Annotated in this window: 14 protein-coding genes; 9 read left to right on the top strand and 5 right to left on the bottom strand. The window is 63.9% G+C overall.

Going from position 1 to position 13,379, the window contains the following annotated elements; translation table 11 throughout:
* The first annotated feature begins 12 nt into the window (after nucleotides 1–12).
* The 4 genes from N7L95_RS13835 (at nucleotide 13) to N7L95_RS13820 (ending at nucleotide 5,782) form a co-directional block, all read left to right on the top strand.
* On the top strand, nucleotides 13–2,577 hold the full coding sequence (locus N7L95_RS13835; protein ID WP_301255829.1) for a T6SS effector phospholipase Tle3 domain-containing protein: 2,565 nt from the start codon (nucleotides 13–15) through the stop codon (nucleotides 2,575–2,577).
* Nucleotides 2,574–4,325 carry a type VI lipase adapter Tla3 domain-containing protein gene (locus N7L95_RS13830; protein ID WP_301255828.1) on the top strand — a complete coding sequence of 584 codons (1,752 nt, stop codon included), beginning with the start codon at nucleotides 2,574–2,576 and terminating at the stop codon, nucleotides 4,323–4,325. The genes N7L95_RS13835 and N7L95_RS13830 overlap by 4 nt, the downstream gene beginning before the upstream one ends.
* A gap of 93 nt (nucleotides 4,326–4,418) precedes the next feature.
* On the top strand, nucleotides 4,419–4,685 hold the full coding sequence (locus N7L95_RS13825; protein WP_301255827.1) for a PAAR domain-containing protein: 267 nt from the start codon (nucleotides 4,419–4,421) through the stop codon (nucleotides 4,683–4,685).
* Nucleotides 4,686–4,720: 35 nt separating this feature from the next.
* Nucleotides 4,721–5,782, top strand: a complete 1,062-nt coding sequence (locus N7L95_RS13820) for a hypothetical protein (protein WP_301255826.1) — start codon at nucleotides 4,721–4,723, stop codon at nucleotides 5,780–5,782.
* A gap of 61 nt (nucleotides 5,783–5,843) precedes the next feature.
* Here N7L95_RS13820 and N7L95_RS13815 read toward each other — a convergent pair whose 3' ends face one another.
* The 5 genes from N7L95_RS13815 to N7L95_RS13795 form a co-directional block, all read right to left on the bottom strand.
* Entirely contained in the window at nucleotides 5,844–6,452 is a 609-nt protein-coding gene (locus N7L95_RS13815) for a hypothetical protein (protein ID WP_301255825.1), read from the bottom strand.
* A 297-nt stretch (nucleotides 6,453–6,749) separates the two neighbouring features.
* The gene (locus N7L95_RS13810; RefSeq protein ID WP_301255824.1) at nucleotides 6,750–7,226 is read right to left on the bottom strand and encodes a hypothetical protein; all 477 of its coding nucleotides are present in this window, start codon (nucleotides 7,224–7,226) and stop codon (nucleotides 6,750–6,752) included.
* On the bottom strand, nucleotides 7,226–8,620 hold the full coding sequence (locus N7L95_RS13805) for a recombinase family protein (RefSeq protein ID WP_301255823.1): 1,395 nt from the start codon (nucleotides 8,618–8,620) through the stop codon (nucleotides 7,226–7,228). The genes N7L95_RS13810 and N7L95_RS13805 overlap by 1 nt, the downstream gene beginning before the upstream one ends.
* A 17-nt stretch (nucleotides 8,621–8,637) precedes the next feature.
* Nucleotides 8,638–9,111, bottom strand: coding sequence for a DUF2924 domain-containing protein (locus tag N7L95_RS13800; protein ID WP_301255822.1), 474 nt, complete (start codon nucleotides 9,109–9,111; stop codon nucleotides 8,638–8,640).
* Nucleotides 9,108–9,341 (bottom strand): hypothetical protein, encoded by a 234-nt coding sequence (locus N7L95_RS13795; protein WP_301255741.1) that lies wholly within the window; start codon nucleotides 9,339–9,341, stop codon nucleotides 9,108–9,110. Before N7L95_RS13795 ends, N7L95_RS13800 begins: the two co-directional genes overlap by 4 nt.
* A gap of 333 nt (nucleotides 9,342–9,674) precedes the next feature.
* Between N7L95_RS13795 and N7L95_RS13790 the strand changes: the two genes are divergently transcribed.
* The 5 genes from N7L95_RS13790 (at nucleotide 9,675) to N7L95_RS13770 (ending at nucleotide 13,373) form a co-directional block, all read left to right on the top strand.
* Complete coding sequence (locus tag N7L95_RS13790) at nucleotides 9,675–10,628, top strand: hypothetical protein (RefSeq protein ID WP_301255821.1); 954 nt, start codon at nucleotides 9,675–9,677, stop codon at nucleotides 10,626–10,628.
* A 400-nt stretch (nucleotides 10,629–11,028) separates the two neighbouring features.
* Nucleotides 11,029–11,313 carry a helix-turn-helix transcriptional regulator gene (locus N7L95_RS13785; RefSeq protein WP_301255739.1) on the top strand — a complete coding sequence of 95 codons (285 nt, stop codon included), beginning with the start codon at nucleotides 11,029–11,031 and terminating at the stop codon, nucleotides 11,311–11,313.
* Nucleotides 11,314–11,323: 10 nt separating this feature from the next.
* Nucleotides 11,324–11,851, top strand: coding sequence for a hypothetical protein (locus N7L95_RS13780; RefSeq protein ID WP_363324840.1), 528 nt, complete (start codon nucleotides 11,324–11,326; stop codon nucleotides 11,849–11,851).
* Nucleotides 11,851–12,684: an ATP-binding protein gene (locus N7L95_RS13775; RefSeq protein ID WP_301255820.1), complete on the top strand. Its 834-nt coding sequence runs from the start codon at nucleotides 11,851–11,853 to the stop codon at nucleotides 12,682–12,684. The genes N7L95_RS13780 and N7L95_RS13775 overlap by 1 nt, the downstream gene beginning before the upstream one ends.
* Nucleotides 12,681–13,373 (top strand): hypothetical protein, encoded by a 693-nt coding sequence (locus N7L95_RS13770; RefSeq protein ID WP_301255819.1) that lies wholly within the window; start codon nucleotides 12,681–12,683, stop codon nucleotides 13,371–13,373. The genes N7L95_RS13775 and N7L95_RS13770 overlap by 4 nt, the downstream gene beginning before the upstream one ends.
* Nucleotides 13,374–13,379: the final 6 nt, after the last annotated feature.

The following is a 13,379-nucleotide window of genomic DNA, read 5'->3' as shown; positions in this document are numbered from 1 at the left end:
GAGGGACCGCACATGGGGATCTATCCAGAAGACAAGAGCGGCGAGGCAGGCCAAGGCAGCGCCGTCCTGCACAGCAATCGCGTGGCGGATAGGCCAGTGCCCGTCCGACCCGACCTGCCGGGGACAGTCATTGTGATTCACGGCGTCAATGACGTCGGGGTTTCCTTCGGTGAGGTCGAGCAAGGTATCTGTGAAGGCCTCGAGAAACGTCTGGGCCAGCGCTTTACTCCGGGCTCGTTTTGTGCGCCAACTGAAGATGACAAAGGTCAGCTGGTCGTTGATCCAGATGCGGTCTTCTTCAAGCGCACATTCGATCAGAGCACGCACAGCCCGGTCGTACCGTTCTACTGGGGCTACAGGGAGGTCAACGGGAGGTACAAGAACGGCGCCGAGACGAAGCATGGCCAGGCCATGGATCGCTATGGCAACCGGCTCGACAAAGATTTCTCCAAGGGAGGTGGCCCCTTCGCCAACGCGACCACCACGCTTCCTGACATGTGGAAGTGGGGCGTCGGGTCGGGGCCACTTCAAGCCGGGGACCGCCTTAACGGCGATCCCCTCCGGCCTGTCCTTGATTGTCCCGGACGCATGTACATGATCTTGGCCGCCAAACGGCTGGCAGCCCTGATCTCCATCATCAGAGACTGGGACCAGAACGAAACGGTCTCGATCGTCGCACATAGCCAAGGCTGCATGGTCAGTTTGCTGGCGCAGGCGTTCTTGCTGCAAGACGGGCTCCGCCCTGCTGATACGCTGATCCTCACGCACCCGCCGTACAGCTTGGTCGAGGATATTCCGGCCAAGTTTGATTTCGTGGACATGGTGACGAAAGGCGGGGTCGATGACCGTATGGCTGGGCGATATGAACGCTCGGATGGCGGTCGCAAGATCCAAGCCGATCGCTATGAGGTCATCAAAGACCTTCAGACTGTTCATGCGCGGGTCCGCACGCTGGCGAAGATCGTAGAGGGCGTGGCAAAGAACCGCCACACCGCGCCGGCATTCCGCACACTGAAGGACCCGCAAGCTCGAGGTGTGGTGGGCGCGCGATGGGAAGAATCGAAGGATCGCGATAACCGAGGGAAGGTCTATCTGTACTTTTGCCCAGAGGACAGAACCGTCGCGATCGGCCACGTGCAGGGCATCGGCTGGCAAGGGGTACCGGACTACATGCGGGGCCGGAGGGTGGAGGCGTCACAGCGACAAGTGGATCCCGCACAGCGGACGCCGCAAGTTTTCGTGAACAGCAACTACGGGCGACCCAACGAAGTCGCGTATGAGCTGCGGCAACCGCTGAAAGAAATCGGCGCCGGCTTCTTTCAACGTGTTTTCACCGCCCGAAAGCGACGCGGCAAGGACGGGAAAGCCGGGCCGGTATTGGTCGGGCAAGGCGCACCGCACGACTTCATCCTCCGGTTGAAAGGCGAGGACGACGCTGGGCATGTGGGCCCCAAGTCACGAGCCAACCGCGCTGAGCATCCCGAAGTAGACCCAGCGCAGGTCAGTGCCACCCCTGACGGACGCCTTGGCGTCAGAACGATCAACGGTGAGCCATTACCCCAACCAGTGGTCCCAGCCATGCATGAGGGGGCGGTCGCCGTGGCAGGAGCCCCGGTCGGTGCCTACGAGGAGGTAGACCCGGTGGACGCCGCCATTGCGACAACCAGTCGCTTCGGCTACCAGCAGCGGTGGCTCGTCCTTGACGATCCGCGAAGAACTCAGTTGCCCCGGGTGCCATTGAGCGGATCACATTCGCCGATGACTAGTCCGCAGCCGAAGCTGCATACGGGTCCGGTTTCCCAGGACGACATACGCAAGGGCGAGATCGAGGCGCTGCTCAATGAAGGGAAGAACGAGCCAGGCCAACGATGTGAGGTTGAAGCGATCTACATGTGTCTAAGCGGCGCTCCACCGCGGCCGAACGGCAAGCTTCTGGTGTGCCGAAAAGAGACGCCGGATGAGGCTCGCGCCCGCTGGCAGCATGGCCTGTCCGAGCGATCTTTCCATGGAGCGATCTTCGGCAGCCGCACAAACCACCGTCAGGTGACAGCCTACGACGTCGCTGTCGGGCAAGGTCGCGCGCCATCTGATCCCGAGTTCTATGCCTACCTCTGCGCTATCGCCGACTGGCGTATGAAGCAGCCCAGCAAGCTAGAGAAGCCGCGCCTTGGAATCATGACGTGGAGCCGCTTCATCTCGAATTTTGGCAAGTTCTACAACGTCGAGCCGGACTGGCGCAAGGCGATCATCAGCGGCAATAGTGCCTACTACAGCTCCGGTGTGCTGCCTGCCTGCTTACCGCTGTTGCCCGAGGGCCTTCCTCCCGCAGTCGAATGCCAGACCGTCAACGGTGTCCGAGTGAAGCACTCCACCGCGGAGGACTTCGAGAAGCAAAAGCGACGTGAGGAGGAGGACCAGCGGCTGCGTGAAGAGATCAAGCGGAATCAAGCCTCGCTCTGGGAAACCAGAACCGTCAGGAAAGGCATATTGACGGGCGAGCAGAAGTTGATGCCGCAAAGCAACCCGGGTGCAACGACCCCATCTCCGACCAATGTTCGCCAGGGAGGCAAGGAGTGAGTTCCGCTTCTCGCGAAGTCCCGCGAGCCAAGCCGTGGAAGTACCTGCTGGGTGGCATAGTCGCGCTTCTCGTATTAGTGCCGCTGTGGATGCTGTTTATCATGCTGATCCACCCGGAGCCCTCAATGAGCGAAACAATGATGAGCAAACGCTTGGCTTGGTGGGCTGCAGCCCCTGTGATTGCGGTGATCGCGGTCGTCGGATGGCGCTGGCATGGCGCTTCGCAGGGCAGCAACACGGCAGGGTCTACCTCCCGCAGTTCGACTACCCTTGAGCAGCCCTCTGCGTCCACCGGAACTGCTACGTCTGCGGACCGCGAGTACGTTCTTGAAGTCGTGAGCCTCGGTATCACCCTCGACAAGTACCGGCAGGGGCAGCTTTGGGATGCGCTGCAGAAGAGCGGTGCCTACGTCAGCATTCGGGAACAGGATCCAAAGAAGTACCCCTGGAAAGCCGACGACAAGGCTGCGCTGGAGGGCGCGCGCGAGGCAAGTACGCTGGAGAACGGAGCGAAGCCAACGCCAATGTACTGGGGCGTGCCCTCGTTCTACGCCGGGACACCGATCCTCGATCCCGCGCAACAGCCTGTCCCTGGAAAGGAGCCCATTGCCGGGACGGTGGGGAGTGCGGTTTCCTCGGGAATGGCATGGCACCTCTTCGTCACTGCGCCGTGGGAGTTATCCGAACGACCCGACCGCTTGCTGGAAAAGGTGTTCGCCTTCTTCGACGCGCACCCAGATGTCCCGTATGTCGTGCTGTCGGCATCAGACGGCCTGTATATACGCGACCTGTATCGCCTGCCGGGCCGTCCTGCTGTGATCAAGGACGGGCACTATGTGCCGGAGATGCCGGACGCATCGGCATTGCTGGTTCTCGCTCGACGAGAGCGGGTAGATGCCTTGCGGAAGTTCGTCTGGGATGAGCCGTTCGACACTGGTCTCACCCGCAAGTTGTACGAGTTCTACACGGAGCTGAGCCAAACGGTCCCAGTGGTTGATTCGCTCGTTGGCGTGGGCCGGCAGCCGACGACTGACGAATGGCTTGAAGCAACCCGCAAGTTCACCCAGTCTGACGAGGCGCATTCCCGAGGCGTCTCTGCTCTGGCCGGTGATCTGGGTTTTCCGGGCGGCTCGCGTCTCCCGAGGGACTTCAAGCCGACACCATGGCTGCCGCTGCCATGGAACAAGAGTCAGATCTCGACCTTCGACAAGCTGCCGACCTTGGGGTATTTGCATCGACCGGTGTTTGTGAGTACGGCTGGGGATGATGGGAAGCCTCTGACCCGTAGTGAGCAGCGCATTGCTGCCCTTGCCGCGGGCTGGGAGCAAGCGCTGCAAACACTTCCGGAGTCTGAGCGCAAACGCGCTCCTGCACGAATCGTCGCGGCTACGGGTGGCGACACACAGCAAACCGTCGCACTCCACGCAGTGCTGAATCAGTGGGCAGAGGCCGGCGGTCCTGAACTGGACGTCAGCAAATCGGAGCAGTGGATTGACGCTGATCGAAAGCTAGGGAATACAGGGGCGGCGACTTGGTTCGTTCAGATGGCTGTCGGTGTTATGGGGAGTTATCGCCAAGGAGGCGTCTCTGCAGCGATCAACCTTCGTGACCCGAAAGAAGCCAGCATCGTTCTGATCAGCCCACCACCGGAGGACAAGCGGAAGAGCCAGCAGCATCCGAGCGGCGGAGACGTGTTCAAGTCCACTACCGTGCCAGCGGTCGATCCCTCGAACTATGAGCAACAGTGAGTTACGCCTCGCCGCATTCGCTGATGCCTCGTGCTATGTGGGATGTTGATTTGGAATGCAGGGGGCGCGTGAAAGCGGTAGCAGAGCAATAGCATGCCAAACGTCATTCGTCTAGGCGATCCGACCAGCCACGGCGGCAAGGTCGTTGGCGTCGCGGCGACTCATCACACCGTGATGGGCATCCCAGTAGCTCGTCTCGGCGACAAGTGCACGTGCCCAAAGAAGGGCCACAAGAACTGCACCATCGTCGAAGGCGACCCAAACTACACGATCGACGGGGTGCCGGTGGCGTTCGAGGGGCACAAGATCAGTTGCGGCGCCACGCTGATCGCCACGCTGGGCAACTTCTCCAAAGGCTGAGCTGTTCCGGGCGTGCTCCTTCCCGATCGATTCCCATGAACGACAGCCTCTCCGAATCACCGCACCCAATCCTGAGCCGCAGCGAAAGGCTGCGGTCGCGTGTGGCGAGCCTCCGGTGGCGGTGTCTCGACGACACCTGGTCCGGCTGGCACACCCGTCACCGCTTCCTCTGCGGGAGAGGACACGAGCTGAACGTCTATCCCAGCGTGCTGCTGCGCGGCAAGGGCTTCTGCGAGCAGTGCCGCTGCGAGGGGATGCTTCAGGACTTGCACGAAGCCGCCAATCGGGATGGAGTGACATGCCTCGAGTCGCAGTGGAAGGGCGTGGAGAGCGCGCACCGATTTCGCTGCGCTTGCGGGCATGAATGGCTGCGCGCTCCGAAGCACATGTTGTCGACAGCTGGTCGAGGAGCGTGCCCAAGGTGCACAGCAGAGAAAACCAAGAGCCAGCGGCGGCTGGTGGACGGATTGCAGCGCCTGCAAACGATCGCCGCTGGTCTCGGCGGGCAGTGCCTGAGCGACGCTTATCTTGGAGGCCTACACCGCTATCGCTTCAAATGCGCGCGGGATCACCAGTGGGACGCGATCGGTGCGGAAGTGCTGCGCGGCTCTTGGTGCGGCACCTGTGCAGATGAGCACAAGCGGCACGCCTACCTACTGTCGGACGGCCTTGAGCGATTGCACGCGGCCGCGGCAGACAAGGGCGGCTGCTGCGAAAGCGATGCCTACCTTGGCAAACGCCATCGCTATCGATTCCGCTGCGGAAACGGCCACAGGTGGGAAGCTGTAGGCGGCAACGTCCTCAACGGGTCATGGTGCCTCGAATGCACGAAGGACAGCAAGCGGCTGAGCATCGAAGCGGCGCATGAAGCGGCTCGAGCCCGAGGTGGCGAGTGTCTGTCGAGCACCTATATCAATGCCGCCACCAAGCTGAGCTGGGTGTGCGACCGAGGCCACCTTTGGCACGCGCCGCTCTCAAGAATCCGGCGGGGCCATTGGTGCCGTGAATGTGCCAACGCGGCACAGATCGCGAATCGAAAATCGAAGGCCAGAATTCGATACAACGGCGGAGGACGGCACGCGGCCTTGCCAGAATAGGGACGCCGAAGCTACTTCCGGTTGAGCCTCGGCCTCCACCTCGAAGAGGCAATGCAGCAGTTCAGCGCCGAGTGCCGGTAGTCACAAATCCGCCGTTGCCGTCGAGCGGAATGCGCTTCTCGAAGGTGCCAATCGTCTGCCCAGAATGGTTTCCTGCCAGCCGCAGGAACGGGCCGCTCTGGCGCCCACCGGTCGTGGCGAAATGGAAAAGCAGGACCGGCTGACCTCGGGTGTCGACAACAAACACCTCGGCGTTCGGAAAGCTGTCACCCCGCACCTTCCCTTGCAGCACCAGAGCGTTGCTGCTGAACGAGGCAACAATGTCGACGAAGGTGTCGATTGTTGGCGCGCCAGGGACCATTGGGTTGGCTCCCGCGGTCATCGCGGTGAAGCGCAGCTGCTGCAGGCTGCGGCCGGTCACCTTCACCGACGAGCGCACAGCGGAGTAATGCCGGCGCAGCAAGCGCTCAACATACGCCCCCAGGCCGACGAACGTGCTGCCCGAACTCGTGCCGCAAATCGGCGTAACCGACCCCCGCTCGAAACCCACGGTTCCCATCGTTCGGGACGTGTCCTCGAGACGTGTTGAGGGTCCTTCTCTTCCGTCGCCCTCGAAACCGAAACCGAAACTTTTGAAAGGCGCATATCGCCTGAAGACAAGCGTGTACATGAAAAGCCGACTGTTGTTCGTATTCCGAAGTGCATCCTGAAGTGGCACTCCTCCCGGGCGCGACTGTAGTAGCGGGATGGGCAGACGTCCCTCCCTAGTTCAAAGGGGCGCATCGACCGCAGCAACAGTGATGAGGGCGCGCACATGTCCGGGGCGATGCCGTTAACGGCGAGCGCTGGCGGCGTCGATGCGGGTCGGATGCCCTTTGCGCCGCGGCCACATAGCCGGCCGACGGTGAGCAGGTACTCCGGAGCACCGCCGCGTAGATGGCGCCACCTTGGCGGCGACCACCCCAGTTCATCGAAAAGGCAAGCCCAGCAACTCGCGCTGCGCCTGCCACATCCGCGGTAGCAAGTCCTCGCGCCCCCGCAACAGGTGGAAGTGCAGGTGCGGTGGCTGCTTGCCTTCCACGACGGCCTCCACGATGTCGGGCGCAAGCAGGGTCAGCCGCAGCACCTCGGCCACCCAGCCGGGCTCCAGCTTCAGCTTGCGGGCCAGGTCGCTGGCATGCAGCACTTCGCCGCTGTCGATCAGCCGCTGCCAGTAGAACGCCTTGCCCAGCATCTTGATCATGGAGGCATCCAGTGTGGCCTGCGTCTTCAGCGCCGGGGCGCCAGGTGGCGGAGTAAGCAGCTTGCGGTTGTGACGCCGCTTGATGGACAGCGGCACGAAGGTGACGTTCTGTACCCCATCGCGGTACTGCCGTGGTTCGCCCGCCGGCTCAACGGTGACCGTACGTCGTGGGCTGACGACCGGACGCGTTGCTTGCTCCATCACGCCAACTCCACTTCGGCATCCACCATCCGCTGCTCCTCCACGAAGGGATGCCCGTGGATCTCCGGCCCAAAGCCCTGCCAGCCGTCGCTGTGCCAGACGATGTCCAGCCCGTCGTCGCGCAGCTGGACCCGTTCGATGAGCAAGCGGGCAATGCGCTGCTGCTCGGCCGGGAAAAGCTGATCCCAGACGTCACCGATGCGCTGCAGCGTCACCACTGCCCGGGGCTCGTCGATCTCAGCACCGGCAGCGTGACCTTGCGCTGAGCGCCAGGTGGCAATCAGCATCTCCGGCTGCCGCAATGCGGCGTGGATCTGCTGCAGCACGGCTGCTTCGATCTCGGCCGCTGGAATCAACCCGATGCTGCGGCGGCCAGGGTGCTGCACCGCGGAGGCTGACCGACGCTTGTAGAGGTAGGGCGCGTAGTAGCGATAGCGCTTGCCGTTCTTCTTGTCGGTGTAGGTCGGCAGCATGCGCTGGCCATCGGGCGCGAACAGCAGGCCCGTCAGCAGCGACGGGTTCTCCGAGCGGCGCTGGCGGGGACCCTGCTTGCGTTCGTCGATCAACACATGCGCAGCGTCCCACAGGGCAGGGGAAACGATGGCCGGGTGCTGTCCCGCATAGCGCTCGCCCTTGTGCACCATCTCGCCAAGGTAGACCCGGTTGCGCAGCAGCAGGAAGAGGTACTGCTGGTCGATGGGCCGGCCCTCGCGCAGCTTGCCGGACTGCGTTACCCACGTCTTGGTGGTGCGCCCCTCGACGGCCAGCTCGCGCACCAGCGTGGCCGCCGAGCCATGCTCGGCGTACCGGCGGAAGATGTGTCGCACCAGCTCCGCCTCTGCCTCGTTGACCACCAGCTTTCGGTCCACGACGTCGTAGCCCAGCGGCGGCATGCCGCCCATCCACAGCCCCTTGGCCTTGCTGGCCGCGATCTTGTCGCGGATGCGCTCCCCGGTGACCTCGCGCTCGAACTGGGCGAAAGACAGCAGCACATTGAGCGTCAGCCGGCCCATGCTGGTGGTGGTGTTGAACTGCTGGGTGACCGAGACAAAAGACACGCCACAGCGGTCGAACACCTCCACCAGGCGAGCGAAGTCGGCCAGGCTGCGGGTCAGGCGGTCGATCTTGTAGACGACCACGATATCGATGCGACCGGCCTCGATGTCCTTCATGAGGCGCTGCAGCGCGGGGCGCTCCAGGTTGCCGCCGGAATAGGCCGGGTCGTCGTAGCCATCGGCCACCGCCACCCACCCTTCATGCCGCTGGCTGGCGATGTAGGCCAGGCCGGCGTCCCGTTGGGCTTCCAGGCTGTTGTACTCCTGGTCCAGGCCCTCGTCCGTCGACTTGCGGGTGTAGACGGCGCAACGACGCTTTGCAACCACAGGCGCGGACATCGCTCCTCGTGCCGTCCTCATGCCTTGTCTCCCCGGCGAGACGCTTTGAGGCCAAAGAAGGCGGGCCCGCTCCACTGTGTTCCCGTGATGGCGCGGGCGATGGCCGAGAGGCTCTTGTAGCGCCTGCCCCGGTGCTCGAAGTCGCCCGGCCCCCGGACGACCACCCGGTGCACGACCCCGTCGTACTCACGCGTCAGGAGCGTGCCGGGCAGCAGGCTGTTTGCTTCCCGTTGACTGAGCCGCGGCACGATGCCGGTCTCGCCGATCCGCTCCAGCCGACGGCGCACCGAGGGCGACAAACCGCCGAAGGCGCGCTCCTGCAGCCGGTAGGCGAGGCGGGTCTCCAGGTAGGTGCGATTGCGATGGTTCGGCCGCTGCTCAAAGAGCTCATCCCACAGCGTCCACAGATTCTCCATCGGCAGGTAGGGCAACTGAGCGATCTGCTCAGCGATGTGGCCAGTGCCGGCGTTTGCAGATGCCGGTGTCTTCATGCGTCAACTCCTTCTAGTCGAGACGGGTTGGCATTGACGCTCTGCTCGGGCAGGAAGTGAAGTCCAACCAGCGGGGCCGGCGAATGCAGTGGCGTAGGCGCCGCACTGGTACGCAGCTGCAGCCGCAGTAGCGCGAGGGCCAGCAGGTCGGCGATCTCCTGGTGTGGATGACGAGGTGGGTCGGCTTGCGCTTGGCGATGGCCGAGAAAGGAAGGTTCTTGCAGACGCATGAGAAGAAGTTCACGAACAAACCAATCCGATGCTAGGACGCAGCCTCGGTTGGCGTAACTCCTTTGCGCTCCCTCGCTGGGCTGACAGGGGTGGATGGCTTGATAGCAGATGTATGCGCAACTACCATTTGCGCTCGCAGTAAAGAACCTTAACTACTTGGAGACCTTATGAACAACTTCAGCAGCAAACGTGCAGAGGCCGATCAGCGCCGAATGGCAGATCGACATCGCATAGCCGTCGAAGGCCGGCGCATCCGCTGGTGGATTGAGCAAACCTGCAGCACTGCGTGAGCAACGGGCCGGAGGTGCCGGCCCGGATCTTGGAGAAGAAGAATGAAGAAAAGGCGGGCCTCGAACGAGGCCCATTCGCATCTTGGTCATCACCAGGTGCGGCAGCAGCGGCCTCAGCAAGGCCCCCACTTCCGTTATCAGCAACGCCCCGTGGCCCTCAAGGAGATGGCACGGATCCTGGACTGCGCCATCGAGAAGCTGGCCAGCGGTGAACTGCCGCCCGAGTTCATGGAGCGATTCCAGCGTGGCGCGCGGCTGGCCAACTCCCTGGGCCGTAAGGCGATGCTCAAGGCGGCTGACGGGCGCGACGACGTGCTGCACGGCCTGGCCGGCTGCCAGCATGATCTGCACCGGTCCTTCTGGTTGCTGGTCCACCATCGCGATGTGTTCGAGCAAGCCTGTGACGCGATCGATTTGTGCCTGGACGGACTGCGCGGGGGCCATGTACAGGAGGTCAGCGCGGGGGCAGCTGAGGCGGTGCCGTCCGGATTCGACAGGGCGGCCCGCCCCGGGCGAGCGCAACCATGCAGTCGCGCTGAGGATGGCGCATCAGCGCAGGAGGGCACGAAGCGCCTGGCCGAACAACGGACCCCTGCCAGTGACGCCCTCGAAAAACCGATCTGGCGGCCCGGCGCGATTGAGCCCACGCCGGCGCCCTTTGCATTTGACTTCCGCTGCGTGCAGCTGGCCGACTGGCCGCATGGCGTGATCTGGCTGACGGATGCCCAGGCTGCGATTTTCAAGGCGCTCTGGTTGGCCAAGGGGAAGTGCCTCGCCGCCGAGGAGATCATGCGCCTGGCCGGGCTGAGCAGCGAGAAGCCCGGTGACCTCTTCAAGGTGAAGGCGTGCAACAAGGGCGAACCGGAGTACGAAGGGCCGCTGTATGCCTATCGAGCGCTGGTCATCACGCATCGACAGCGCGGCACCTACTCGATGCCCATCGCCAGGCCGGGGCATTGCCTTCGCTCCAAGCCGCCTGCCCGCACATCACCGTGAGCAGCAGCTGAGTCGAGCGGATCGTTCGACATTCGAAGCGACAACGGCGAGCCGTCGGCTCGCCGTTTGCGTTTGGGAGGCCGCGGCCCTTGGGGTCTGCGGCGTCATTTGTTGCAGCAGCGCTACGTCATAAGGAACCGATGTCAGTCCTATAAGGAACTGCATAAGGAACCGCATGAGGAACTGGCCCGATTCATAGGGAACTGCATAAGGAACTGGGGCGAATCTTAAGGAACTGCATGGGGAACTCGGTTCGCCATGAAGGCAAGAAGCCAGTGTTCATGCGGCTTCCATAAGGAACTGAACAACCGCTGAATGAGGAACTTTCGTTCCCTTATCAGTTCCTCAAGATAGTTCTTCAATCCTTCCTGTGCATCGCACATCAACACAGGAAGGTTCCATGTTCATCTCTTCACCCAAGGGCCGAGCGGCGCAAAGCGCGGCCCATCAGCTCGCCGCAGCGGTGGCGGATCTCGCCACGCCGGTACAGCGCCAAGTCCTCAGCGAGCACGAGCTGGCCCACCGCTGGGGCATCAATCACAAGACGCTGGCACGCTGGCGCCACGAGGGCCGCGGCCCGAAGTACCTGAAGCTGTCGAAGCGGGTCGGCTACCCCGTCGAGGCGATCGTGGAGTTCGAGCGGGCCGCGGTCTACAGCTCGACGTCGCAGCGTGCGGGTCAGTGAGGGCGCGGTCATGAACCACATCACCACGACCGATACGGCGCTGCCCGGCTGCCACGTGACCGAGCTGTCCGCGCTGCCGGCGATTGCCGCCCTCACCGTTGCCGAGCTGGCAGCGATGCCCGCCGTTCACAAGGCCGACGTCCAGCGCCAGCTGCAGGACGCCGCGGCATGGCTGCGCCAGGCGGAGCAGAAGCTTGCCGCGGCGCTGGACGCCGCCTACGGCGCCACCAGCCGGCAGGCCCTGCGGGACTCCGGTCGCGACTTCGGCACCGTGAACGGCCGCGACGGCAGTGTCCAGATCACCTTCGAGCTACCCAAGCGCGTCAAGTGGGACCAGCAGCAGCTGCACCAGCTGGCCGAGCGCATCGTCGCTGGCGGCGAGAAGGTCGAGCACTACATCGACGCCAAGCTGTCCGTTTCCGAGACGAAGTTCAAGAGCTGGCCACCCAGCCTGCAGGAGCAGTTCGCGCCGGCACGGGCGGTTGAGCCCGGCAAGGCGAGCATCACCCTGCACCTCGATGCCAAGGAGGCGAACTGATGGCGCTCCCCATCATCACCGCCGAGCAGCGGCTGGCGGAGCGCACCGGCGTGAAGCTGGTGCTGCTGGGCAGGCCGGGGATTGGCAAGACAAGCCAGCTCAGGACGCTGCCCGAGGCGAGCACACTGTTCGTCGACCTGGAAGCGGGCGACCTGGCCGTCAAGGACTGGCGGGGCGACACATTGCGCCCGGCAACTTGGTCCGAGTTCCGCGACACGGTGGTGTTCCTGGCAGGGCCGAACCCAGCGCTGCCTGCCGACGCGCCGTTCTCGCAGGCGCACTTCGATCACGTCTGCCAGCGCTACGGCGACCCCGCGCAGCTGGACAAGTACGACTGCTACTTCGTCGACAGCCTCACGGTCCTGGCCCGCTGGTGCCTGGCGTGGGCCAAGACGCAGCCGCAGGCGTTCTCCGAGCGCACCGGCAAGCCGGACACGCGCGGCGCCTACGGGCTGCTGGGCGCCGAGATGATTGGTGCGCTCACGCACCTGCAGCACGCCCGCGGCAAGCACGTCGTCTTCGTGGCGATCCTGGAAGAGCGCCTGGACGACTTCAACCGCAAGGTGTTCCTGCCACAGATCGAGGGCAGCAAGACCGCCAACGAGCTGCCCGGCGTGGTCGACGAGGTCGTGACGCTCGCCAAGATCAAGTCCGAGGACGGCAGCGCCTTCCGCGCCTTCGTCACCCACAACCTCAATCCCTACGGCTACCCCGCCAAGGACCGCTCCGGCTCGCTCGACCTGCTGGAGCCGCCCGACCTCGGCGCGCTGATCGCCAAGTGCGCCGCCACTCACAAAACCATCAACAACGAACCGCAAAGGACCGCCGCATGACGATGTGGAACGACTTCAACGACGCCGAACCGCAATCCTTCGACCTGATCCCCAAGGGCACCATCGCGCCGGTGCGCATGACGCTCAAGCCGGGCGGCGTGGACGACGAAGGCATGGGCTGGACGGGCGGCTGGGCCTCGGTCTCGCAGGAGACCGGCTCCGCCTACCTAGCAGCCGAGTTTGTGGTGCTGGCTGGGGACTACGCCAAACGCAAGCTCTGGACAAACATCGGGCTCTACAGCCCGAACGGACCGACCTGGGCGCAGATGGGCCGCAGCTTCATCCGCGCGGTGCTGAACAGCGCCCGCAACGTTCATCCCCAGGACATCAGCCCGCACGCCGCGGCGGCACGCCACATCGCCTCCTTCGGCGACTTGGACGGTATCGAATTCCTGGCTCGCATCGACGTCGAGGTGGACGGCCGTGGCAACCAGAAGAACGTGGTCAAGGTGGCGGTGGAGCCGGATCACCCGGATCACGCCCGTCTGATGGGCGTCGCGTCGCGCGTGAGCCAGGCGCCTGCCAAGCAGGTCGCTGCGGCGCCCACAGCACCGCCGGCTCCGGCCGCAATCACGCAGACGGCGCCGGCATGGAGGACGTCGCAGACTGCCCCAGCTCGTCCCCCGTCGGGACCCCAGCCGACCGCCACCCGTGCGCCGGTGACGGCCAAGCCGTCCTGGGCGCAATGAGCGGGA

Origin of the sequence: Eleftheria terrae (assembly GCF_030419005.1) — a bacterium.
In the GTDB taxonomy this organism is placed as follows: domain Bacteria; phylum Pseudomonadota; class Gammaproteobacteria; order Burkholderiales; family Burkholderiaceae_C; genus Caldimonas; species Caldimonas terrae.
Note: the sequence above shows the minus strand (reverse complement) of the source record. Positions and strands in the feature narration are given on the sequence as shown.

Bases quoted from the DNA above. Each gene is read 5' to 3' on its own strand.
- N7L95_RS13810 (WP_301255824.1), bottom strand. From the start codon at position 7,226: ATGGAGCAAGCAACGCGTCCGGTCGTCAGCCCACGACGTACGGTCACC.
- N7L95_RS13770 (WP_301255819.1), top strand. From the start codon at position 12,681: ATGACGATGTGGAACGACTTCAACGACGCCGAACCGCAATCCTTCGAC.
- N7L95_RS13780 (WP_363324840.1), top strand. From the start codon at position 11,324: ATGAACCACATCACCACGACCGATACGGCGCTGCCCGGCTGCCACGTG.
- N7L95_RS13795 (WP_301255741.1), bottom strand. From the start codon at position 9,341: ATGCGTCTGCAAGAACCTTCCTTTCTCGGCCATCGCCAAGCGCAAGCC.
- N7L95_RS13805 (WP_301255823.1), bottom strand. From the start codon at position 8,620: ATGTCCGCGCCTGTGGTTGCAAAGCGTCGTTGCGCCGTCTACACCCGC.
- N7L95_RS13825 (WP_301255827.1), top strand. From the start codon at position 4,419: ATGCCAAACGTCATTCGTCTAGGCGATCCGACCAGCCACGGCGGCAAG.
- N7L95_RS13800 (WP_301255822.1), bottom strand. From the start codon at position 9,111: ATGAAGACACCGGCATCTGCAAACGCCGGCACTGGCCACATCGCTGAG.
- N7L95_RS13790 (WP_301255821.1), top strand. From the start codon at position 9,675: ATGAAGAAAAGGCGGGCCTCGAACGAGGCCCATTCGCATCTTGGTCAT.
- N7L95_RS13815 (WP_301255825.1), bottom strand. From the start codon at position 6,452: ATGTACACGCTTGTCTTCAGGCGATATGCGCCTTTCAAAAGTTTCGGT.
- N7L95_RS13835 (WP_301255829.1), top strand. From the start codon at position 13: ATGGGGATCTATCCAGAAGACAAGAGCGGCGAGGCAGGCCAAGGCAGC.
- N7L95_RS13820 (WP_301255826.1), top strand. From the start codon at position 4,721: ATGAACGACAGCCTCTCCGAATCACCGCACCCAATCCTGAGCCGCAGC.
- N7L95_RS13785 (WP_301255739.1), top strand. From the start codon at position 11,029: ATGTTCATCTCTTCACCCAAGGGCCGAGCGGCGCAAAGCGCGGCCCAT.
- N7L95_RS13775 (WP_301255820.1), top strand. From the start codon at position 11,851: ATGGCGCTCCCCATCATCACCGCCGAGCAGCGGCTGGCGGAGCGCACC.